18 protein-coding genes and 1 pseudogene are annotated in these 22489 nt (G+C 58.6%); 4 read left to right on the forward strand and 15 right to left on the reverse strand.

Going from position 1 to position 22489, the window contains the following annotated elements; genetic code table 11:
- Nucleotides 1–29 precede the first annotated feature (29 nt).
- Both U5A52_RS35990 and U5A52_RS35995 read right to left on the reverse strand, forming a co-directional pair.
- Nucleotides 30–1664 carry a hydantoinase B/oxoprolinase family protein gene (locus U5A52_RS35990; protein ID WP_321938783.1) on the reverse strand — a complete coding sequence of 545 codons (1635 nt, stop codon included), beginning with the start codon at nucleotides 1662–1664 and terminating at the stop codon, nucleotides 30–32.
- A 72-nt stretch (nucleotides 1665–1736) separates the two neighbouring features.
- Nucleotides 1737–2156 (reverse strand): Lrp/AsnC family transcriptional regulator, encoded by a 420-nt coding sequence (locus U5A52_RS35995; RefSeq protein WP_321938785.1) that lies wholly within the window; start codon nucleotides 2154–2156, stop codon nucleotides 1737–1739.
- A gap of 321 nt (nucleotides 2157–2477) precedes the next feature.
- On the opposite strand from U5A52_RS35995, the gene U5A52_RS36000 reads away from it, so the two are divergent.
- On the forward strand, nucleotides 2478–3050 hold the full coding sequence (locus tag U5A52_RS36000; RefSeq protein WP_321938787.1) for a TetR/AcrR family transcriptional regulator: 573 nt from the start codon (nucleotides 2478–2480) through the stop codon (nucleotides 3048–3050).
- A 46-nt stretch (nucleotides 3051–3096) separates the two neighbouring features.
- On the opposite strand, the gene U5A52_RS36005 is transcribed toward U5A52_RS36000, so the two are convergent.
- The gene (locus tag U5A52_RS36005) at nucleotides 3097–4146 is read right to left on the reverse strand and encodes an ornithine cyclodeaminase (RefSeq protein WP_321938789.1); all 1050 of its coding nucleotides are present in this window, start codon (nucleotides 4144–4146) and stop codon (nucleotides 3097–3099) included.
- Nucleotides 4147–4628: 482 nt separating this feature from the next.
- Complete coding sequence (locus U5A52_RS36010) at nucleotides 4629–8141, reverse strand: pyruvate carboxylase (RefSeq protein ID WP_321938791.1); 3513 nt, start codon at nucleotides 8139–8141, stop codon at nucleotides 4629–4631.
- A gap of 887 nt (nucleotides 8142–9028) precedes the next feature.
- Between U5A52_RS36010 and U5A52_RS36015 the strand changes: the two are divergent.
- Nucleotides 9029–9280, forward strand: a pseudogene (locus tag U5A52_RS36015) (IS5/IS1182 family transposase); the annotation flags it as partial.
- Between the two features lie 440 nt (nucleotides 9281–9720).
- Here the strand turns inward: U5A52_RS36015 and U5A52_RS36020 are convergent.
- The 8 genes from U5A52_RS36020 to U5A52_RS36060 form a co-directional block, all read right to left on the reverse strand.
- Entirely contained in the window at nucleotides 9721–10977 is a 1257-nt protein-coding gene (locus U5A52_RS36020; protein ID WP_321938821.1) for a LysR family transcriptional regulator, read from the reverse strand.
- 31 nt (nucleotides 10978–11008) lie between these two features.
- Nucleotides 11009–12148 carry a porin gene (locus U5A52_RS36025; RefSeq protein WP_321938793.1) on the reverse strand — a complete coding sequence of 380 codons (1140 nt, stop codon included), beginning with the start codon at nucleotides 12146–12148 and terminating at the stop codon, nucleotides 11009–11011.
- A 145-nt stretch (nucleotides 12149–12293) separates the two neighbouring features.
- A complete protein-coding gene (locus tag U5A52_RS36030) occupies nucleotides 12294–14162 on the reverse strand; it encodes a sulfatase-like hydrolase/transferase (protein WP_321938795.1) in 1869 nt (622 codons plus the stop codon).
- Between the two features lie 640 nt (nucleotides 14163–14802).
- The gene (locus U5A52_RS36040; RefSeq protein ID WP_321938797.1) at nucleotides 14803–15108 is read right to left on the reverse strand and encodes a hypothetical protein; all 306 of its coding nucleotides are present in this window, start codon (nucleotides 15106–15108) and stop codon (nucleotides 14803–14805) included.
- 642 nt (nucleotides 15109–15750) lie between these two features.
- Nucleotides 15751–16059 (reverse strand): hypothetical protein, encoded by a 309-nt coding sequence (locus U5A52_RS36045; protein ID WP_321938799.1) that lies wholly within the window; start codon nucleotides 16057–16059, stop codon nucleotides 15751–15753.
- 50 nt (nucleotides 16060–16109) lie between these two features.
- Entirely contained in the window at nucleotides 16110–16256 is a 147-nt protein-coding gene (locus U5A52_RS36050) for a hypothetical protein (protein ID WP_321938801.1), read from the reverse strand.
- Nucleotides 16257–16371: 115 nt separating this feature from the next.
- Nucleotides 16372–17145 (reverse strand): hypothetical protein, encoded by a 774-nt coding sequence (locus tag U5A52_RS36055; protein ID WP_321938803.1) that lies wholly within the window; start codon nucleotides 17143–17145, stop codon nucleotides 16372–16374.
- Between the two features lie 93 nt (nucleotides 17146–17238).
- Nucleotides 17239–17883 (reverse strand): hypothetical protein, encoded by a 645-nt coding sequence (locus U5A52_RS36060; RefSeq protein ID WP_321938805.1) that lies wholly within the window; start codon nucleotides 17881–17883, stop codon nucleotides 17239–17241.
- Between the two features lie 166 nt (nucleotides 17884–18049).
- Between U5A52_RS36060 and imuA the strand changes: the two genes are divergently transcribed.
- A complete protein-coding gene (gene imuA, locus U5A52_RS36065) occupies nucleotides 18050–18640 on the forward strand; it encodes a translesion DNA synthesis-associated protein ImuA (protein ID WP_321938807.1) in 591 nt (196 codons plus the stop codon).
- 260 nt (nucleotides 18641–18900) lie between these two features.
- Here imuA and U5A52_RS36070 read toward each other — a convergent pair whose 3' ends face one another.
- The gene (locus U5A52_RS36070; RefSeq protein WP_321938808.1) at nucleotides 18901–19920 is read right to left on the reverse strand and encodes an IS110 family transposase; all 1020 of its coding nucleotides are present in this window, start codon (nucleotides 19918–19920) and stop codon (nucleotides 18901–18903) included.
- Nucleotides 19921–20077: 157 nt separating this feature from the next.
- Between U5A52_RS36070 and U5A52_RS36075 the strand changes: the two genes are divergently transcribed.
- Nucleotides 20078–21553: a DNA polymerase Y family protein gene (locus U5A52_RS36075; RefSeq protein ID WP_321938810.1), complete on the forward strand. Its 1476-nt coding sequence runs from the start codon at nucleotides 20078–20080 to the stop codon at nucleotides 21551–21553.
- A gap of 243 nt (nucleotides 21554–21796) precedes the next feature.
- On the opposite strand, the gene U5A52_RS36080 is transcribed toward U5A52_RS36075, so the two are convergent.
- A complete protein-coding gene (locus tag U5A52_RS36080) occupies nucleotides 21797–22048 on the reverse strand; it encodes a hypothetical protein (protein ID WP_321938812.1) in 252 nt (83 codons plus the stop codon).
- 15 nt (nucleotides 22049–22063) lie between these two features.
- A partial coding sequence (locus U5A52_RS36085) for a hypothetical protein (RefSeq protein ID WP_321938814.1) occupies nucleotides 22064–22489 on the reverse strand: 426 nt, incomplete at its 5' end.

The following is a 22489-nucleotide window of genomic DNA, read 5'->3' on the forward strand; positions in this document are numbered from 1 at the left end:
TTTAGAAGCGGTTTGGATAAGGCCAGAATTCAGATCAGTTCGTCTTCGGCGTCGCGTCTGCGCGCAAAGTCGCTGCGTTGCGAAGGGGCCCCCCATCCACCACCGCCGGCCGAGCGCACGTCAAGGACGTCGTTCGCCTTGATGACAACTCCAAATTCCTTCGTGCGGAGTTTGCGCATCTGGCCTTCGCTGACCAAGGTGTAGTCGTGCGGCTTCCCGTCACCCCCGCCGAGGATGCCGGCCGCCCCATGACGCGCTCCCTCGCCAGCTGTATGCGCAACAGCCGGTACTTCGACCCTCAAATGCATGGTCGTGCCCAGTCCGCCCCGGTACTTTCCGTCGCCGCCGGAACCCCGACGGAATTCATGGCGCTCAAAAAACAACGGGAACCGGGACTCGGTGACTTCGATACTTCCAAATTTGATGCCGCCGACCGAATGCCACTCACCTGCGGCAGACCACCCATCACCCACGGGACTGGCTCCTCCGCCAGGCCTCGCGTGGAACATGTGCCAGATGAATGGCTTGTTGGTTCGCGGGTTCTCCCCCTTAATCGAGATCCGGAATCGACGACTCCATCCACCCATTGCGCGGTCAGGGCATGCGAGGGCTAGGGCACGGACGATCGCCTCGACGATTTCATTTGACGGGTGAGTCGTCGAAAGGGTTACCGCCGCGTTATTGTTTGCGCAGACAACCGTACCGGGCTTGAGCGCCGTGGTGATGGGCCTGAAAGTCCCATCGTTCTTGGGGATCTCAGGGCCAATCAGGTATGCGAACGCCATGGCGATCGCTGCTTCGGTGTTGGCATAAGATGAATTGGCGAACCCCCTTGACTGAGGGTCTGACTCAGACAGATCGATGTGGAGAGTGCTCCCAGACTTTACAACCCTGGCACGAATGGCAATGTCCTCTCGACCGTGACCGTCATCGTCAAGGAATGCCTCTCCGAAATACTGCCCGTCGGTCCACGATGCAACAATCTCTCGCGCACGACGTTCCGCGCCGTCGAGGATATTGTCGACCGCGGTCTTCACCACACTAGCTCCATATTGTGCGAGCAGCGCGAGCATACTGCGCTCGCCGAAGTGCGCCGCACCAATCATCGCAGCCAGGTCGCCGCGGAAGTCGCGCGGGAGCCGAACGTTGGCGAGAATCATCTCCATCACATCCTCGCGCATGCGCCCAGCCTCAACAAGCTTCATCGGCGGAATACGTAGTCCTTCCTGCCATATCTCAGTGGCATGAGGGTTGTAAGCGCCATGGGTCGCGCCGCCAATGTCACCCATGTGCCCGCGTACGACAGTCCAGAAACAACGCCGATCACCGGAAAACACCGGAACAAACGCCGTGAGGTCCGGCAGATGACTGCCGCCATGGTAGGGGTCGTTCAACAGAACGACGTCGCCGGGAGAAATATCGCCCCCGAACCGTTCTTCTACAGCCTTAACCGCCCATTTCAACGCCCCCACATGAATGGGGATGTGGTCGGCCTGGGAAATCAGCCGGGCATTTGTATCGAGAATGCCGATGGAAAAATCGCGACTCGCGTTCAATATCTGCGAATAAGTTGTGCGCAGCATTGCCTCGCCCATCTCCTCTGCGATTGCCGAAAGCCGGTGCTGAATCACCGACTGAGTGATGGCATCTACGTGGCATGTCATGTTTCCGATTCCTTTTGATCACTCAATTTCAAAGCGTCCCGGCAGGCGTTGTCTGCACGCGTGGACGATCGCCTACCGATAGGTCCTCAGCAAAATGCTCGTCTCGGTGTGACGAATCGCTTTAAGCAACCGAACACGCTCGAGGACACCCGACAGGTCGCCAGGCGACGCCGCGCGCAGTTCGGCCATTAGATCCCAGCGGCCGTTCGTGTCGTGCAACGCGATGACGTTCGGCTCGCCCAGCAGCCCGGCGATAACCTCGTTAGTCCGATTCCCGTCCACCTGAATTGCCATCCAAGCGCGGATATCGGATGGTTCTGCGTCGGGCCGCAATTTCAACGTGTATCCCACGATGATGTTTCGCTCCTCCAGCCTTCGCAGTCGATGACTGATGGTCCCTCTCGCAACACCAATCTTGCCGGCGAGCGTCGCCACACTTAGCCGCGAGTCGGCACGCAACAGCCCAATAATTTCCTTGTCAACTTCGTCCACGGAAAGCCCCAGTGAATGGAAACCGCGGGGCATACCGACCCGGTTTCGGACCGGTGATCACCCTCGACGCGCCACGCTCAATATTTAATGCAATTATTTTTTGACAAAAAGTGGCCGTCAAGCGATTTCCGCACCTATCTAGCAATACACGTCAAACCTGCAGATCGCTGTGGAATTCTGGGTGGGGAAGCGTTCTGCGCGCTCATGTTTTGAGCACAATGCCAGCTCAAAAACTCTAAGATTAAAATTTTAGTTGCGTTCTGGTACGATGGTGTGCTCATTCGGGCAGGCACACCGCCTGATGAAAACAAGGAGATTTGTGTGGTTCAGGTAAAAAAGGCGGACATGCGGGGAGCCATGCTTACCGCAGCGTTCGACCTGTTCAGCCGCAAAGGCTACGCGGCTACAACGCTTAGTGAGATTGCCCGCAACGCAGGGACGACCGGTCCCAATCTCTATGTTTATTTCGAATCGAAGCTTGCCGTGGTCTACGAACTCTACGAACCATGGCTGCTGCAGCAGGTGGAAGCACTTCAGAAGAGCGTTTTTGCGTTGCGCGGTCCGAGGCAACAGCTTCATCGACTGTTCATCGGACTATGGAGCGATATCCCACTCGCCGACCGTCATTTCGCCAACGTCCTCATAGAGGCGCTCGCCAGCACGCCTCCGGACACTCGAAAGCCACGGGATCTGCTGCACACGCTTGATGCAATGGTGACTGCCATCCTGATGCGGATAGTCCCGAAGGAGCGGACTCACCTCGTGTCAGATGGCGTCTACGCCCGGATACTGTGGATGGCTTTCGACGGGTTCTCAATCAACCAGAGAATCGGGCAGAAATTTGCGATTGAGAGAACCGCCGAGCTGATGACGATGATGTTGCTCGGGGAATGATGCGCTCAGGCACCGCACGCGCGACCGCACGGTGCCAATGAAAGACTCAGGCAGCGCGACGCACAGGTGCACGCGCCCTACCTCGACTGGTCTGCGTGAAGAGATCCTTGGGATCCACCGCGTTCGGCACGAGCTCGATAGCTGAGCCAATCCCCCTCGCGAGCGCTTGCTCGTGCACGTAGCGCAGCGCGGTGTAATCTTCTAACGCAAAGCCGACCGAATCGAACACCGTCACCTGATCAGCGCCCTGCCTGCCGACCTCGCTTCCGTTCAGGACACGCCAAAGGTCAACCACAGGGAAATCAGGGCCAAATTGCTGAATATCGCCTTCAACTCGCGTTTGCGGTTCGTACTCAACGAACACACGTGCTTTGCGCAGGACATCTACGTGCAGTTCGGTCTTTCCCGGACAGTCGCCACCAACTGCATTCAGATGCATGCCTGGCTCGAGCATATCCGGCGTGATAATGGTTGCGTATGTCTTGTCCGCAGTGACCGTCGTCACGATGTCGGCACCCTGGGCGGCCTCCTTAGCCGAATCAGCCCGGATGATTCGCAGATTCGGGAACACGGCGAGATTGCGTACAAGCTTCTCGCTTGCTGCAGGGTCGACGTCGTACACCACAATCTCTTTGATTCCCAAGTGTGCGTGGAAGGCAATGGCCTGAAACTCACTCTGGGCGCCGTTTCCAATGAGCGCCATCCGACGCGATTCCGGTCGCGCCAACGCCCGGGCGGCCATCAGCGAAGTCGCGGCCGTCCGCAGCGCCGTTGCGAGCGTCAGCTCAGACAATAGAACTGGATAGCCCGTCTCAACGTCGGCGAGAACCCCAAATGCCATTACGGTATAGAGACCTCGGTTGGTGTTTTTCGGGTGACCGTTCACGTATTTGAAAGCATACCGGCACGCGTTCGACACCGGCATCAACTCGATAACGCCGATATCACTGTGATTTGCGACACGAGCAGACTTCTCAAACTCCTGCCAACGAATGAAGTCCGCACGAATCTCATGAGACAACTCTCCGAGGAACTTACTCAACCCAATGTCGGCGATGAGGTCTGACATCGATTGAACGTCTAGAAAGCGGGTCATACAGGGGTTCCCTCAAGCTGTTTCGGTCAGTCTATTTTTCCCGCTTTTGACGCAAAAAAATACCGCGCATGTTGCTCGCTTTGCGCTGTCTTGCTAGCACATTGCCGAACAAAACCGGTCGGAACGCTAGTGGCGTTCAGAGCGGCATTTCAGACTGAGTTCGCCAAAGCGACTTTCCTGAAGCGGTCCGCCGCATTGTTTCTTTTTGCAGGGCGTAGAATTGATCGGCGGCAGGCTGACCGGTTACGCGGGCATACCGGATCTGTGCTTTGGCGCCACAATCACGCCAAGCGCTGGCGACGTGTGCCGGAGTCGTAGCCGCGATCGCTGCGAATCGGGGACAGTGTTGACCAATCGCAGCAATGGGATGCGTCGTGACGGCTTGCGCCGGTCAGTATGCACACAGACCGGCACTCCGTTTGGCGTCTACGAGGCTGCGGTGCCGCGAACGGCTCTGGTACAAACGCGGCGCCAGCTGCCTCTCAGCCGTCAGCCGCTTCGAGCTCGATGAGTAAGTCCTTCGCCGCAACGCGATCGCCAGGCTGCACGTGCACTGTCGCGATCACGCAGTCGCGCTCGGCGGTGATGTGCGCCTCCATTTTCATGGCCTCCATGGCAATCAGTGTGCTGCCTGCGCGCACGGTCTGCCCGGGATGTACCGCAATACTCACGATCGAGCCCGGCATCGGTGCGGCCACATGCAGCGGATTTTCTGGGTTGGCGATTGGGCGTCCCTTGCGCGCTGTTGACGCCTGAACGGCGCTGCGCTGCTCGACTACGGCCGTACGTGACTGACCGTTCAGCTCGAACTGGACTTTCACCATGCCATCATTTACGTCGGCATGCTGGCCCTGTAGCGAGATAAGCAAGGTCTTGCCCGCGTCGATATCGACGGCAACTTCCTCCTGCGGTTGCAGTCCGTAATAGAAGGCCGTGGTGGGGAGCACGGACGTATCGCTGTAGGCACGCAGGTGCGCGTAGAAGTCAGCTGTCTGTTTCGGGTACATGAGATACGAAGCAAGTTGCCGGTCGTCCATTTGGTGTCCGCATGCGACCTCCCCCTTCACGCGCCACGCATCCAGATCGACGGGGGCAATCTCGTCGCCGGGCCGGTATGGCGCCGGCGGTTCGCCGCGCAAGACCTTGCGCGACAGCGCTTCGGGAAATCCATCGGGCGGGAAGCCGAGTTCGCCCTTGAACAGCGACACGACCGACTCGGGGAAGGCGACGTCCTTCGCCGGATCGCAGACGTCCGCAACGTTCAGGTCATTCGCCACCATCAGGAGCGCCATGTCGCCCACGACCTTCGAAGTCGGCGTGACCTTGACTATGTCGCCAAACATCCGGTTGACATCTGCATACATGCGCGACACCTCGGTCCAGCGGCGCTCAATGCCGAGCGACCGGGCCTGCTCGCGCAGATTCGTGTATTGCCCGCCAGGCATTTCGTGACGATAGACGTCCGCCGTGCCGGAGCGGATCTCCGATTCAAACGGCGCGTAGTAGCGCCGCACGCCCTCCCAGTACGTCGATGCTTCATGCAGACGGTCGAGGCTCAGCCCCGGATCACGCTCCGTACCCGCGAGCGCCGCTGCAATGCTGGAGAGGTTAGGCTGCGAGGTCAGGCCGCTCATCGCATCAAGGGCGCCGTCGACGGCATCGCAACCTGCCTGGATTGCCGCGAGTGCGGAAGCCGCCGAAATGCCGCTCGTGTCGTGCGTATGGAAGTGGACCGGCAGCCCGGTCTCCTCCTTGAGCGCCTTCACGAGCGCCGCTGCGGCCTGCGGACGGCATATGCCCGCCATGTCCTTGATTCCCAGGATGTGCACACCCGCTTCTTTGAGTTCGCGCGCAATTCCCACGTAATACGTGAGGTCATACTTCTTGCGCGCGGCGTCAAACAGATCACCGGTGTAGCAGATCGCGCCCTCGCACAGCGCGCCGCTTTCGCGCACCGCGTCGATCGACACCCGCATGTTGCGGACCCAGTTCAGCGAATCGAATACGCGGAACACATCCACGCCCGCGCTGGCCGCCTGCTGCACGAAAAAGCGCACGACGTTGTCAGCGTAGTTCGTGTAGCCCACGGCGTTCGAGCCTCGCAGCAGCATCTGGAAGAGGATATTGGGTACTCGCTCGCGCAACTGCGCGAGGCGCTGCCACGGGTCTTCCTTGAGGAAGCGTAGCGCCACGTCGAAGGTCGCTCCACCCCAGCACTCCATCGAAAATAGCTCAGGGAGCTCACGCGCGTAGAACGGCGCAATCGGCAACATGTCTGCCGTGCGCATGCGCGTTGCGAACAGCGACTGATGGGCATCGCGCATCGTCGTGTCGGTCAGGAGCGCACGCTTCTGCTCGAGCATCCATTGCGCGAACCCTTCGGCGCCCAGATTCCGCAGGCGATCGCGCGTTCCCACTGGCACCGGCTTGGACGTATCGACCTTTGGCAGCAAGGGTGTGGGCAGCGGCAAGGCCGGTAGCGAACGGCCCGTCATCTCTGGATGACCGTTCACGCTCGTTTCGCCGAGATAGCGCAGCAGCTTGGTCGCGCGGTCGCGCCGCTTGGTGAACGCGAGCAGTTCAGGAGTGCAATCGATGAAGCGGGTCGTTACTTCCCCCTTGCCGAACGCAGGATGGTTGATGACGTTCTCGAGGAACTGCAGGTTCGATGCGACGCCCCGAATGCGGAATTCACGCAGCGCGCGATCCATCCGGCGAATCGTTTCAGTCGATGTCGGCGCCCACGTTGTCACCTTTACCAGCAGGGAATCGTAGTACGGCGTGATTTCAGCGCCGCCATAGGCCGTCCCCGCATCTAGCCGGACACCGAAGCCCGATGCGCTGCGATAGGCGGTAAGCCGCCCGTAGTCGGGCAGAAAGCCGTTGTCGGGATCCTCCGTCGTGATCCGGCATTGCAGCGCGTGGCCATTCAAGGGAATCGAGGCCTGCGCGGGCACACCAGCCGCGCGTTCGACGATGTCGCCGGTCTCATGCACGGAATCTTCGGTGAGGCCAATGCGGCCGCCCTCTGTGATCCTGATCTGCGCCTTCACGATGTCGATGCCGGTGATCATTTCAGTCACCGTGTGCTCGACCTGAATACGCGGGTTGACTTCGATGAAGTAGAACCGTTCCGTATCTGCATCCATGAGGAACTCAACCGTACCCGCATGCGTATAGCCCACCGCGCGCATGAGGCGCAGTGCGGCTTCGCAGAGTTCGGCCCGGCCCGCATGATCCAGGTACGGCGCCGGCGCGCGCTCAACGACCTTCTGGTTGCGGCGCTGCACCGTGCAGTCTCGCTCATACAGATGCACGATGTTGCCGTGCGAGTCGCCAAGCACCTGTACTTCCACGTGGCGCGCGTTGCGTACCAGCTTCTCGAGGTAGACTTCGTCGTTGCCGAATGCCGCGAGCGCTTCTCGCCGCGCCGCCGAAATCGAAGGCTCGAGATCCTGTTCGCTCTCCAGTACGCGCATGCCCCGGCCACCGCCGCCCCAGCTTGCCTTGAGCATCAGCGGATAGCCGATACTGGAAGCAAGCTGCTTACATTCGTCGAGATCGGTCGGCAACGGGTCCGTTGCTGGCATCACCGGTACGCCCGCAGCGATCGCCGCGTTACGTGCGGCCACCTTGTTGCCAAGCATGCGCATAACTTCGGGCGTGGGGCCGATCCAGCGCATACCTGCATCAACTACTGCCTGGGCGAAATCCGGGTTCTCGGACAGAAAACCGTAGCCAGGATGGACCGCATCGACGTTCGCCGCTCTTGCTATGCGCAGAACATCCTCGATGTCGAGGTAAGCCGCGAGCGGCTTCTTGCCCTCGCCCACCACATAGCTCGCGTCAGCTTTGAATCGATGCAGCGCAAGACGGTCTTCCTTCGAATAAATGGCGACCGTTCTGATGTCCATCTCGGCGGCGGCACGCATGACGCGGATCGCGATTTCCGAGCGGTTGGCAATGAGCAGTGACTTGATAGGTTTGTGGTTCATGATGTGTCGGCTCGCGCCGGCCTGGTCAAAACGGGCCTTGACGACCTAAATCCACTTAAAGGCGAAAGTGAGGAAGGACCCGCGCCAACGACGCCACGTGGGCCAGCAAAAGCGACAGCCAAGCTGCCCCGAGCCCTCGACACGGCTCCGCTAACTTCGCTCGATGCCAAACAATCGCCCGAGTATGACGATGCGCGCACGCCTTGAAATAGGCCTGTTCGGTCGGATCGTCTACGGCTGCGTGCTTCGCACGGTTGGTTTGTCTCGAATAGTGGCGGGGATCCCTAGCCATTACGCGGGGTCAATGAACGGCGAATTGGAATCCATCCAGTCATATTGCCCCTGCAGAGTCGCCCATGCCCAGTTCGGGCACGTCTTGACCGCACGCGCCTGAACTGGCGTGAATCGATCCGGAGAAGGGTTAGAGTCCGCGCTGCCTGTGGCAACAGGCTGCTCCGATTCGTAACGATTATTCATCTTGCTGCGTCCCTCCTTACATTAAGGAATAGCGTTTCCAATGCGTAACCAGGACTCATTGGTGGCCGCCTCTTCAAGCGGGCAGTAACGGAGCAAGGAATGCGCCAGGTAGCCGCCAAGCACTTGAAGCTCGTGCTTTCGCGGCAGGACCGCGCCATGCCCAGCGCGGCGCGTTCAGATTTGAAATCTTGCGTTGCAATTTTGCAAATTTTCTGAACCTTCTGTCGGGAGGAATCAACCCGATCCAATGCCTCACTGGCGCCCCTTCACCGCGTCACTAACTGGGTGCCCGCAAACTCCCTGACAATAGAACATGAAGCAACTGGGGACACCGCAATTCCGCAGTGAGTGGGTCGAGTTGACGACACGGTACACAGGCACCCCTCCCACGTGTGCGGTTACCCGGGGTGGACAAGCGCTACGACTTTGCACCCTGTCAGCAGTACCTGAAAAAAGAGGGATCACGGCGCGCTCTGGCCGCCGCGGCGTTGAGGGCAAAGAACGGCCGGGCACCATCGCTGGACCGTCGAGCGCACTCATGGTTGGTTGCCGGCTTCGGCAAACTGCGCGTTCGCCTAGAGCCTCGCCTCGCCATTCAAGCCGCGATGCTATCCCTCGTCGCTGCCGCTATCTGTTCACGCATTCCTGACGACCTGGGTTAGTAAGTCGAAGGGGGCGGCGGCGCCGTGACGCGTCACTGCTACCAGACAAGGAGTCGAATACGGCACACGTCCAAAGGTTACCGTGGGCATCGAGTGTGATGACATGACAGGTTGGACCGGAGCTCGCACGGCCTGCATCACAGAGAAGGCCTTGAGCTCGCGGACACAATGAGGCGCAAGTTGGCGGATTTCGTCGGGGCCGGCAGCAAAGTAAGGTGCAAGAAGGCCGAATGTGAAGCTGCAACCCATTCTGCTACTCAACACACACGGAATCCCTCGCAATCGGGAGACCGTTCATGTAGAACCCCCGTCGTCAACCCGCGGATTTCAGCCGGATCCATCGTCGACGTTACCGCCTGCGCCGCCCGACAGATTAACAGAAAGCCAAAAGGCGATCAGAACGAACCTCACGGTACGTGATCGCAAAAGCAATTCTGGATCTAATACAGTTTATGGGCGTCCGTCGTGGACCGTTCCGAGTGTACCGTCCTCAGTATGGCGGTAATAAGCAGTTGAGCCGCGGGCGACGGAGTAGATTCAGCGCGGGTAAACAATCCAATGCTACGTCGCGTATCAGGAAGCGAAATATCAAGCGTCACAAGTGCGCCCGCCTGCAATTCCGTATAGAGCGATTCCGCGGACAGCGCCGCAATCATCTCTGAATTAAGAAGCAAGCCTCGGATCGTACTGATGTCCGCCGTTTCGACGGAGGGTATTGGAAAAGGTAAGCCGATACGCGCGAACGCTGCGTCCACAGTTTCCCGAGCTGGCGAGCCAAGCCGCGGGAAAATCCATTTCACGCCGGCAAGGTCTGCAAGAGAACTTCCATTCCGAGCTGCCAAGGGATGCCCGGCTCGTACAATGAGTTTTATATCGTCCGCGAGTAGCGGCTCAACGGCGAGTCCGTCAGTTTGATTGCCAGTGAGCACTGGTCCGAGCATTACATCCATATCTCCGCAACGCAGCGATGCTGCCATCACCGCATATGCGTTCTCTGCTGTCACGATCCTCACATTGGGATACTCGCGAGTTACCGCGGCGATTGCCGAAGGAAGAATGCGTGCACGGCCCAAGGGTAGAGAACCGACAATGACTGTACCCGTTACGGTGCCGTGCGATGCCGCGAGATCAGCGTGTACATGACGCAGGTCGCTGAGCGCACGCTGCACGTATGGTACGAACGACTCCCCTTCCGTTGTCAGCTTGAGTCGATCTCTCGAGCGGCCTCGCACAAACAACGATAGTCCACTACCGGTTTCCAATACCTGAAGCGCTCGGCTAACCGCTGGTTGGGTGATTCCGAGAGCGACTGCTGTGGTTGGCATATGACGCTCGCGCGCTAGCGATACCACTATCTGCAACCGGCGCGTGTTGAGCAACCAATCGGGTAAAACTACCCCCTCAGTCTCGAAACGACCAGTGCGTAGAGATGTGCACCAAGCGGTAAGCTTTTCCAATTCAGAAAAAATACGCTCGGAGCGCTGTAGTACCGTCTTCCCAGAGGGAGTCGGCAATACGCCGCACGAATGCCTCTCGAGCAATGGCTCACCGATGGATAGTTCAAGCTCGCGCATCATCCGCATGAGCGACGTTTGCGCACGAGAGAGCTTCCGTGCGGCCGCACTTGGCCGCCCTTCAGACACAATCGTGGAAAAAGCCCGTAGGTGCGCAAGATTCAGAAGTTCTGTCTCTCGCATGGCCAAGTAACTACTCCTCCAGCGCGTTGGGCTAAAAGTTATGCTGAATTCCTGATGTTACCGCGAACTGACGGTTCGAGGATGACGCGGAGAGGGTGTAGATTTGCGCTTTAGCACCGTGAGCTTGTTGCGCAACCGCGAGGAAATACAAGAACGTTCGTTTCGATAGCGCATACTGTATGGTTGCATCGATCTGGTCCCATGACGGCTGACGTTGTGCGCCGCTGCCGCCCTTGTACTTCCCGTCGCTTCTGATGTATGCCACGCCCGACATCCAAAAGGGCGACATCTGCCACCGCAAGTTGGCCTCAAATGTGTCTAGATTGAGTCCAGTGCTATCTAGATAGTCGTATTGCACGTGGGTATATTCGCCCCCGATCTTAATCGCCTGCCAGTCATAACTCGCACCAATTACGCTAATCCTCTGACGGAACACGCCAGCTCCACGTACACTCTGGGCAAAAGGACTCTTGTAGTCGTCGTTGATACCAGGCCCTGAGGTCCCCACGGCGCCTGCCGTCTGTGAATCCGGACGATCGGCCTGCATGTAACCAAGTGAAACCCGAAACGGACCCGGCCGGTACGTCACACCAGCACTCATCAAGCGATTTTCCGAAAATTCCGTGGAATTGCTAAAGCCGTACGTTACACCGAATGACAGCCCACACCAGGCGGAGCTTAAGTATTTGATCGCGTTGCTGGACTTAAATGGCTGAGTTTGGTTGTCTGCATTGCCGATGTGAGCACCAATATTGCCCGACCACGTTGAGGTGCTCGCCAGACCTTCGGTCATGTCTGAAAGCGCCTCAAACTGTCGCCCGAATGTCAACCGACCCGAGTTCCTTCGCTCGAACCCGACATACGAAACATTGAACGCCCGTCCAGATCCGCCCCCTGTTTGAATATTGAATGGACTCATCAAACGAAACACCGCCGATGTCCCACCACCAAGATCTTCAGTCCCGTGGAAGATGACACGGGTAGGTGTGAGTTGGGAACTAGTAGCCAACCATTGCGAATGCCCCCCAACGTTGTTTGCATACAGCACACCAGAGTTGATCATGCCACTCAAGGTGACGCTACTTTGGGCTTGCGCGCCAAAGGACAGAGCGCCCACGCTCGCGCAAATCGACAGCCTGAGAGTCGCCTTGCGGCGGGCTCCATAAAGCATTTTCGTCTCCAGATTTATATAGTCCCGGCAAACTCGTGGGTTGAACCGGCTGCACGGTGCGAAAAGCGACCTGCATTTATTGTTTGTAGCGCAAACTGCCGAATGCGCTATGTGAGCGCAGCGAAATGCTGCGCAACCTACTTTTTCAGGCCGAGCCGTTCGCGTTCAGAATTTCCACCTTGCCATTTCGAATCGGCAAAGAAGCGATCGAGTCGTCGCCCACTTCGTCGCGGATGACCGTGCTTAGACGACTGTTCATTTCAAGCAAAAGTTCGCCATGTGCCTTCCGATCTCTCGCCAAATTGCGAACCTCGTCAGGATCATTCAGCGTGTCATAAAGCTCCACGTCGTTATGTTCGAAAAGTGCCTCTAGGGAAACGGGCTCATTGAAATTGAGAACCGAGAAATAACGGGAAAATCGATAACGCCCATCGAACACACTGCGAATCGCGCCTCTAAAGCGGAAGTCTGGTTGCAGGTCTTGCATACGTTTCAGTATGACTTCCCGTGAGGCACCTTTCATCGAAAGAGTTTGAAACTCTTGTACCATCCACTCACTGTCGTAATTGCTGAGCATCGCGTAGTTAAACAGCGATACCTTGCGTTTTGCGTCAATCGGCGCCGCCTGCGGCCGCGACAGGAGATCGGAGAAATCGCGCCCGTGAGCAGCATCGCCCGCAAGCCGCGTCACGGTGGCCGCATCCGCCCCAGTTAGCCCAAGCAGAGTCGGGGCAATGTCCAGATGAGAGGTCAGTGCGCGGCAGCTTGTCCCCCCCGGATACGCGGGATGTCGAATGACCAGTGGAACGTGGTTCTGGGGGGCATACGCGGTTGCGCCCTTGCCAACGAGTTGGTGCGCGCCTACGTGGTCTCCATGATCCGAAGTCATCACAACGATCGTATTGTCACGCAACCCCAACGCGGCAAGTGTTTCAAGCAGGCGCACGACGTGTGCGTCGGAATCGCGGACGCAGTTGAAATAGTAGTTTTGATATGTTCGGATTCGATCATCAGTAAATGGGAACGCTCCCGTGATGTGCTCCATGGCCGTTCGGAACATGCCGTGCGCGGCTGGGCGTCCAGGTTCATCATATGGCTGATGTCGGGACGCAGCGAGCGGAACTTGATTCCAAGACGCGTAATATGTCGCATCATTGGGCACCGGCGCTATGTGTAACAAATGTTGACTGTTGGTCTGTTCCTGTTGGCCAGTGGGGTCCGTGTTCAAAAACATTACGTCGTGAGGATTCACGATGTTGACTGCCAAGAACCAGTTCTTCTTTTCTGCGGCAAGCTTCGCCGTGTGGTTTCGAAGCCAACTGACGGCCAATTCGGTCGTGACGCCGTCATAGTTGTAGCCGCCACGAGCCGCGCCAACGAGGTCGCCAACACCAAAATAGTCGTCGAACCCATACTCCGCCATAGTTCGGTTGTAGGCTTCCACAGGCGCGTTATACGGACTATTCGTTTTGCGCATGTCTCCGCCAAGGTGCCATTTGCCGAGATACGCGGAGTAGTACCCTGCGTCATGAAGCATATGCCCTACAGTCCGGATATCCGTCGACATATCGGGTTGCCACGGCATTCCCGCGTTGTCGTTGATTTTCGTGTGCTGTGTGTGCTGCCCCGTATAGATCACCGAACGCGACGGCGAACACACGCACGATGCGATTTGATGATTTGTGAATGTGATCCCTTCGCGCCGCAATGTTTCACGACCCGGTACTGGAAACGGCCACTTGTCAAAGTAACGCTCTTGGTCCGTCAGAATGAACAAGATGTTATATCCGGGCGGCGGTACGGAAGGCGCGACGCGCGGCATACTACGAGAAGTGGACGGCACGCTCTGCGATCGGTCGACTGCATTTGCTGTAGGTACATGGACGCCGACACCGAATGCCGCTGTCGCAAGCCCAGCCGCTCGCAGGAACCCACGACGCCCAGCTACCTCAGGTTCGTCAACTGAAGACGTATCGATTCCAGAATCATCAGATTTTTGTGGTCGCTTCTTCATGCAATATTCCCTTCTCTCTGTTCTCAGGATCGTGAGAATCACTCTCACCAACGGTGGTCTTGCTCTTCGCAGTCACCCAGAACGATTGCGATCCGCCGCCCAGCCACGATAAAGAACCCGCAAGGGCATAAAAGCTCGGGTTTATCCGGAGAAAGGAATTAGAATGCGACGTCGGCAGGGCCTTGGGCCGGGCGCCGCCGGCCAACACACCCAAGAAGCAAGGGCTGGTTGCCCAAAATGTCCGGCAATACGTTCGACTCGGATCGATAAGCAAATCCTCAATCGCTGAACGCACAACGCAATACCAGAGAAAGCGCCATGGACTGATATTCCTTTCCGTGTCAATCGTGATCGGTTCTCGGTCTTGGCGCATCCGAGTTCCCTGAGGGCGACGTCGCAGCAAGCCTCAACTGTGAATCACGCTTCTATGAAGAAGGCTCCTGTCAAGATCGCAGTCCTACAGCACTTCCTTCCGCAGTTGTCCACAATCGCGCATCCACTGACGCGATCCCTTGTCCTGCGATGACGGTACGCCACGAGGATCCGACCGCGCTCGCCGCGCAACCACGAGCGCAAGTTGACCACCAGCTTGATCGCATCGATCCGGTCGGTCTTCGCGTACTGGATCCCGGACTACGGGCTACTCGGGCGGCGCGGCCTCGCGGTCTGGCTCGTTGATGCGCGCCAGATGGATTACGCCCTCGGCCACATGAGTGACGTGTAGGACTGTCAGTAGCCGCAGAAGCTGAAGAGTCTCGAATTGCTGAGCGCCGCGTGGCGGCCTGCTTGCGAAGTCTGCGTAGTACGCGCGCCAATCCGGCAGCGTGAGTTGCTGCTCACTGAGCGGGGGCAACTGGATCGAGCGCATGCAGAAGGCGCTGTTGCAGATGAACCTACAGGTCGCCGATTTGATGGCCATGACCGGGCAGACAATCGTCTGCGCCATCGGTGCCGGCGAACGAGACCCGAAAGTCCTTGCGCCCTTTCGCCACAATCACAGTAGGGCCAGCACTGACAACGTCATCAGCGCGTTAACTGCCAAATTGCGCGGGGCGCACCTGTTCGTGCTCGGGCAGACATGTTGTGGGGACCCGCTCAGCTGCCACCACCTAACGGTGGCACTCCTATCGTCTCGTAAAACGTGGCATGCCGCCGCAAGACAAACAGCGACTATGAACAACATGCGTGCGCCAGAGTCGCCTCAAACTATCTTTTGCCGGCACCTAGATGTCGACTAAGCCCCAGTTTTTTGCGAAAACGCGATGCACAACGTCGCTATAACGATAATCCTTCTTATCTCGCCCCGGAGTAGATCAGTGATGTAAATCGTGCCCGTGAATCTCTCCATCATCTGGCAGTCGCCATATCCTTGCAATTGTTTAGTTATCCGATTCGAATTAATTTCGATACCTACATTCAGGATTCGAGACGTACTGATTGCCGCGCGGTCCGCGGCGGTTCAGTTGAATGTCTGCTGTAAGCTGTCGGTCGGACGGTTAGTTGCGAGGTACGCCATGATGTATCTTACGATGCAAAGTTGACGTATAAACAATTATCAATCTCGGCATGATGTTTTCTAACGTCTGGTTCAGTCGTCGGCCATCAGGTCATCGAGAGCCGACAGCTCGGCCTCGGCCCACGCACTGAAGTCCTCGACCTCGCCAATCACCGCGTGCAGCTGGTGCTCGCTCTCGATATCCACGGGTGTCATCGCCTTGAGTGCCGAAAGCCATCCGCCGGCCGCCCGAACGTAGTTCTCCAGGATGGGCCTGCGGTTGCGCATCATGTGGACCTTGAACTCATCCTTCATCGGGATTTTCAGGTCGATCGATTCCTGCCAAAGCGTTATGCTCGCCAGCATGTAGTCGGCGTCGAATTGAACCGCGATCTTCGGCATTCGGTGGTTCTCCCTCAATTCCGGTCCTGGCCGTGTCGCCCAACGCACTATCATCTTAGCTGACGCCGCCGGGCGCGGCCGCTGCCGACACTCAACGAGCTGACGACCTGGCTAAACACCGGGTGACCGCGCTCGTCAACGCCGTATAGCTGGAAAATGTTCTTGGCCAGATCGATGCTTAGCAGCGCGACGCTCATGACGGCCTCAGCTCATTCGTGGACCAGGAAGTGCTCATACTGCCATGTCCTCCGATGGCGATTGTTCGCATTCATCCACCGGAGGTGGGACGAGGCCATTCCACTAAATCCGGGGTCAGCCGGAGGAACTGTCAGCTTCGCCTTTCAACGACCCACCGAGCCGCCGAAGGCCGCGGGGAATCGAAAACGCATTCAGCCAGTACGATGCGCACAGAATCAGCATTACTTCTCCCGGCGCGAGCAACAGCAGGCCAACGAACGATCCTATATCGAAGCGCAGGTTCAATTCAATGATGGCCCAAACGCCAGCTGCAAAAAGGAGGATGGCGAACAACGGCGTCCAGCGACGAAACGTGCGGCTTCGCTTCGAGAGGAAGGATCCAAGCTCAATACGACCGACTGAGTGGATCGGATTTAGCCCCTTTACCGACCCGGTTAGCTTGGGCACAAACCGCGTTGAAGTGTGCAAAGCTTCCAGAAGCACCCCATGGTTCCCGTCCCAATGGTCGAAATCAATTTGCCAAGAGCCGTCACCCAAGTTTTTGGGCTTGAACCCGAGCGCACCATCTGAGGATTCGAGCACCGACAGATCCAGAATGCGGGCGCCCGGGAAGGTGGCCTTCAAAGGATTTGCTGCGTATACGTCCGCTGGAAGAATCGCTTTTCTACCTGAATTCCAGAGCCATATCCGGGACTTCGTAAGGCGTTCAATGCTCTCACCGTTGTGCGTCACGCTCAGTCCGTCAAGCGAATCGCGCTTCTCGATGACCGTCATACCTTCCGCGCCATATTCCAGCCTCCGGCGTTCCAGAAAGCGATTGACCAGCATTGTCATCATGCTGCCACCCGCAATCGTGACAGCTCCGGACAAGAAAGGAACAAAATTCATCTGATTCGAATGTTGTGATTTTGCTTTTCAGGAATCCGCGTGATGCCGCGCTAGTGCTAAGCCCTTGCGCCGCACGTTTGAGATAAACCCGGCTTAGTGCTTTACTTCCCAGCCAGCGCTTGTAAGTCGCATGACGACCGAGGACGTATTTCCGGTTCCCGCCCCGCGGACGAGCCGTCCGAGGGTGGGAAAGGCGTGCTGAATATCCGGCCGCTTGGCCCATTCAGGAAACCCGACCATTTCATAGTTGAAATAGGCCGTGCTTTCCCCCATGGAAGCTGGATCCCACTTGACGACTCGTGTGATATGCACGTGGCCGTAACAGAATGCACCGGTACGCGAGCCGGACTCAACTGAGCCGCTCGAGCGCGGCGCATCAGTGAAGGCGGTCGAGCCTGAGTCCGTCAGGCTGTATGTCCGCGCCACCGCACCGTCGCTGGCCGGGCCCGGAGCGTCGTGCGACACCAAGAGGCCGGCCGACTTCAATGCTTCGAGTCCGGGAATTGGGGTCAGCACGGGATCGTTCTGGATATCCGCCGCATTCCTGATGTCAGCGCGACTGATTGCGTATGGAAATTGCCAGCTGCGCAGGCAGATCCCCGGACCAGGAGCGTAATAAGCGTTCAGTGCATCAGTCAGATTCGCCTCGTTCAGGTCCTGCTTATTGGAGCAACCAGCAACGAAGATTGCAAGTGCAGTGACTGCTATGGCGGTTAGTGCGGTTTGGTCCTGTCGCATAGAAACTTATGGTTGGCTTTTGGCGGAGCAATCATAAGACAAAATATCGCGCGCGAGGCGACCTAGGCAAACAACACAGGATTGGCCGTTGGGCACGTGATAAGCTAAGATAGCTGTATGGATATACAGTATCGAGGCCGACATGGGGCACGCAATTCAAGCTGAGATGATCCATCCGGATCTGTGGCGAGCGTCCCAACTGGGCTCGGCGCACGGCCGCACGGTGACGAGCGGACACGAGGCGCTCGACGCGGAGTTGCCGGGCCACGGCTGGCCGACGGGTGCCCTGACCGAGGTGATCGTCCCGCAACCGGGCTGCGGCGAACTGCGCCTGCTTAAAGCCGCGCTTGAAGCCGTCGCGACCCGGCCTGTCTTCGTTCTCCAACCTCCGCATAGACTCCAGCCGGCAGCGTTCACCTGGTGGGGTGTGGGCGCTGAAAACATCCGGGTGCTCAAGGCAGCCACGACCGCAGACAGCCTTTGGGCAGCGGAACAGATCCTTCGTGCCGGAACCGCAGGGGCGCTGCTTTTCTGGCAGCAGCAGGTCCGCCCGGAGGCGCTACGTCGCCTGCACCTCGCCGCGCAGCACGCAGACACATTGCTGTTCCTCTTTCGTCCTACTGCGGCGGCGAACTCGACGTCCCCCGCCCCGTTGCGTATCTCGATCGACGCGGCGCCCGACGGCGTGAACGTCTCATTCATCAAACGCCGTGGGCCGCATCGCGACAAGCCCGTATTCGTTGCGCTCTCTATATGAACGCCTCCCGTTTGCACAAGGCTTCGTGTGTTCCAACTGACAGATAGGGTTGCAGCTCTATATGCGGCCTTCTTGCAGCCGTATTTCGCTGCGGGCCCCGATGAAATCCGCTGACCTACACCTCATTCCCCACTCGAGCTCGAAGCTCTGGAGAGCGCTCAGGTTCAGTAGGTCACGGTCCGACCTGTTTGTCATCACACTCGCTTGCCTGCGCAACCTTTGACGTCTATAGCCTCCGCACCAGCCCCAGTTATTCCCGCCTAAGCCGCTTTCATACTCATGTAGCCCTTCTCGTACTTCCTGCTGTGCGCCAACATCGCCCATATCGTCCGGGCCATCTTGTTCGCCAGCGCAACAGTCACTACATTCGGCGGTCGACGTTTGTTGATCTGTTCTACCCACGGGCCAGGCTCTTTCGCATGCCCCAGCACGACCCGCGCGCCGTGGATCAGCAAAGTTCGCAAATAAGTATCGCCGCGCTTGCTTATACCAAGCAGTCGGACTCGTCCACCAGAGCCGGTCTGCGCAGGTACCAGCCCAAGCCACGCCGCAAATTCCCGCCCGGATTTGAAGGACTTCGCATCGCCCATCGTAGCAACGGCCGCTGTCGCCGTCAGTAACCCCACTCCCGGTATCTCCAGAATCGCTTTACAAGACGGATCTTGCCGCATCCATTCCTGCAGACGCCTTTCGATCTCTGCAATCTGCGTATCTACAGTACTCAGCCTTGCCCATTGCTCACGCAGTGTTTCAATCAACACTGCCGGCAAACGCTCACTTAGCGCAGCCAAAACACTTGGCATCGCCCGGTTCAATGCAGCCCGCCCCTTGTTCATTACTTCGCCGTACTCCGTCAGCAGACCGCGAAGGCAATTGCTCTGCGCTGTTCGAAACTTCACCAGTTGTTCGCGCATCCGGTGCAGCGCAAGCACCGCCTGCTGTGCTTCCGTCTTCACCGCAACCGACTTTCCGGGTTGCTGGACAGCTGTCCAAATCGCACGCGCATCCGCCACGTCATTCTTATTGCCAGCTACAAACGCCTTGACGACCTTCCCCGGGAGTAGTCGAACCTCGTGCCCCATTTCAATTAAACGTCTCGCCCAGTGTTGGGCACCACCGCAGGCTTCCATACCAATCAAGCAGCGCTCGCGATTTGCGAAGTGCGCCAGGAAACTAGCGCGCTTGATCTGCTTGCTGACTATCTCACCGGTTTGAGCATCAACCCAATGGACCTGGAAGACATTTTTTGCGATATCCACACCTACCGTCGTATTCTTCATCGTGGACCCTCCGGTTTGCCTGTGAAGATCGTCATGATCTTCCATTCTGGGCACTTTGATGCCGTCGGCCCGTGAGGGTCCACCTTGGCACCGCGACCCGCCTACGCGGGAGGGAGGCGTTCATATCATTCCCCTTCGCCTGTTCTCCTGAATCGTCATGCACCACTGGATCGGCGTTCATCTGCCACGCCTGCCCATCGAGAGCTTCTGCCCAACCTGGTACATGCCGGTGTCTGACAACGGTTTCGTTGTTCTGGAAAAAGGCCGCGTGCTCGATGCCGACGCAGCCGCGCGGGCGCAGGGGGTTGTCGATGGCATGCGCCGGGGCGGCGTGCTCACGCTCGCGCCGAACGCCGATCTCAGGGAGCGCGAGCTCATGCGCGAAGAGCAGACGGTACGGGGTGTCGCGTTCGCCCTGCTCCAGTTCACGCCAAACGTCGTGATCGCTGACGAGAACGTCGTTCTTGCAGATGTGACCGCCAGCCTGCGGCTTTTCGGTGGACTGCGCGCGCTTCGCCGGCGCGTGCGTCGCACGGTTGCAGACTTCGGCGTGACGAGCACGGCTTCGATCGCACCGACCGCCGAGGCAACCTGGCTTATTGCGCGCGCCGGTGGTGGCGTTGCGCTCACACAGCGGTCCCTTTCGCGTGTACTCAAGCGCATCCCTCTGGGCGTGCTGCCAGCCGCGAGACGTTTCGCCGAATGGTTTGAGGGTCTTGGATGCACGACGATCGATGACGTGACGCGCCTGCCGCGCACCGGACTGAAAAAGCGCTGTGGCACCGCGTTGCTCGATGCGCTTGACTGCGCGAAGGGTGAAGCACCCGAAGTCCACGAATGGCTCACGATGCCGCCCGCGTTCGATGCCCGCGTCGAGTTACCGGACCGCATTGAGCATGTTGAAGCGGCGCTCTTCGCAGCGCGCCGGCTTACGCTGCAGATGACGGGATGGCTTGCCGCCCGCCAGCTCGCCGTCGCGCGTTTTGTCGTCTCGCTCGAGCACGAGCGCGGCCGCGATGCCATTCCCCCAACAGAGGTAGAAGTCGCACTTGGCGAGCCGACCTGGCACGAGGAACATCTCGTACGGTTGCTCAGGGAGCGACTCTCCCGCCTCGAACTCGCGGCCCCGGTCATTGCACTGAGGCTCGAGGCGAAAGACGTGCGGGACGCGGAAGCGCCGAGTGAATCGCTGTTTCCCGAACCAGGCGGATCGCCACAGGATCACGCCCGGCTCACGGAACTGCTCACGGCGAGGCTCGGTTCGGCGAACGTGATGAGAGCAGCGCCAGTCGCCGACTTCCGTCCCGAGGTTGCCGCGCGATGGGTGCCGGTCAGTAGCGATGCCAGGCCATCGCGCACGGACCTGCCGCTTGATCTGCCGCGGCCGGCATGGCTCCTTGAGATGCCCATCCAGCTCATCATGCGTGGCCACCGACCGTTCTACGGCACGCCGCTGCGCATGGTGTCGCCGGGCGAGCGGATTGAGTGTGGCTGGCAGGATGGCCACATCGTGACACGCGACTATTTCGTCGCCGAAGCTGAAAATCATTTGCACTACTGGGTATTTCGCGAGCGCGTCGGCAGTCGTGACGAACGAGAACCAAGGTGGTTCCTGCACGGTCTGTTTGGATGAAGTGCGGACGTTGCCGCGAGATCGCTGTTATCCGCCGGGAGCGCGCTTGTCCACGGCCCCTTGCCCAGACATCCTGTAGCGCGATCGTCACGCCGCCTGGTGTACGCTGCGGATCCCGTCCGCCCGGCTCAGGCAACTGGGTTGCGAAGCTCGGGTAACGGCTTCGCGTGGAGCAACATACAACTGCTTCTCGTGTAGCGTCAGCACTTTCGCAAACACTTCAGAGCTCGCCTGATCGATACCTCAGACGTCCGACGCCACCGCGACGCGCAGGCTGCGCTCAAGCGCGTCGTGAGCTTCGGTCAATCCCCCGATGCACGCCTTGCCAAACTCCGTGCCGAAGAGGTGTGATGTACTGACGACGATCTGTGCCATCGTCACGAAATGCGCAAGATCGCCGCGCTGCAGCCGAAGGCGGGAAAGCGTGATCTGATATGCGTGCCCGACGCCCTCTTCTGCACCGTGGTGTGCGTAGACCACGCGCTTGAATGTCACCGGCAACGCTTCCCATCACTCGCTATCTGATATCTCGTGTCTGCGCGAACTGGTCGACAGAAGCCGGGGCGGTTCGAGCACCATGCCCCATGCGGTCAGCAAGCCCTCGAATGATGGCTGGCCTGCCTGCGTTCGGGGCGCGGGCAACGCGATACCGGTTGCCCTATACTGGACGCGCTCCTTCGCGCTCGCGCCTGAACGAACGACGCGTTCAAGCGCGCCATTGCGCAGCGCGTACTTCACGGCATCAGAAGCGGTGCGCGACTTCATCAGTCCGGATGCCACAACCTCGCTCACCGTCGCGCGCGATCGTTCGCGAAACCACGAGAGCAGTACTTCTGCGTTTTCATGCGTGCTCATGCCCTGGTCTTCCCGGGTGCGGCGCCTTGCAGCGCCGTATATGTCGTTGTTGTCGATCCAGCGTCTGATCCACTCAGTGGA

Origin of the sequence: Paraburkholderia sp. J8-2, assembly GCF_905220195.1 — a bacterium.
Lineage (GTDB): Bacteria > Pseudomonadota > Gammaproteobacteria > Burkholderiales > Burkholderiaceae > Paraburkholderia.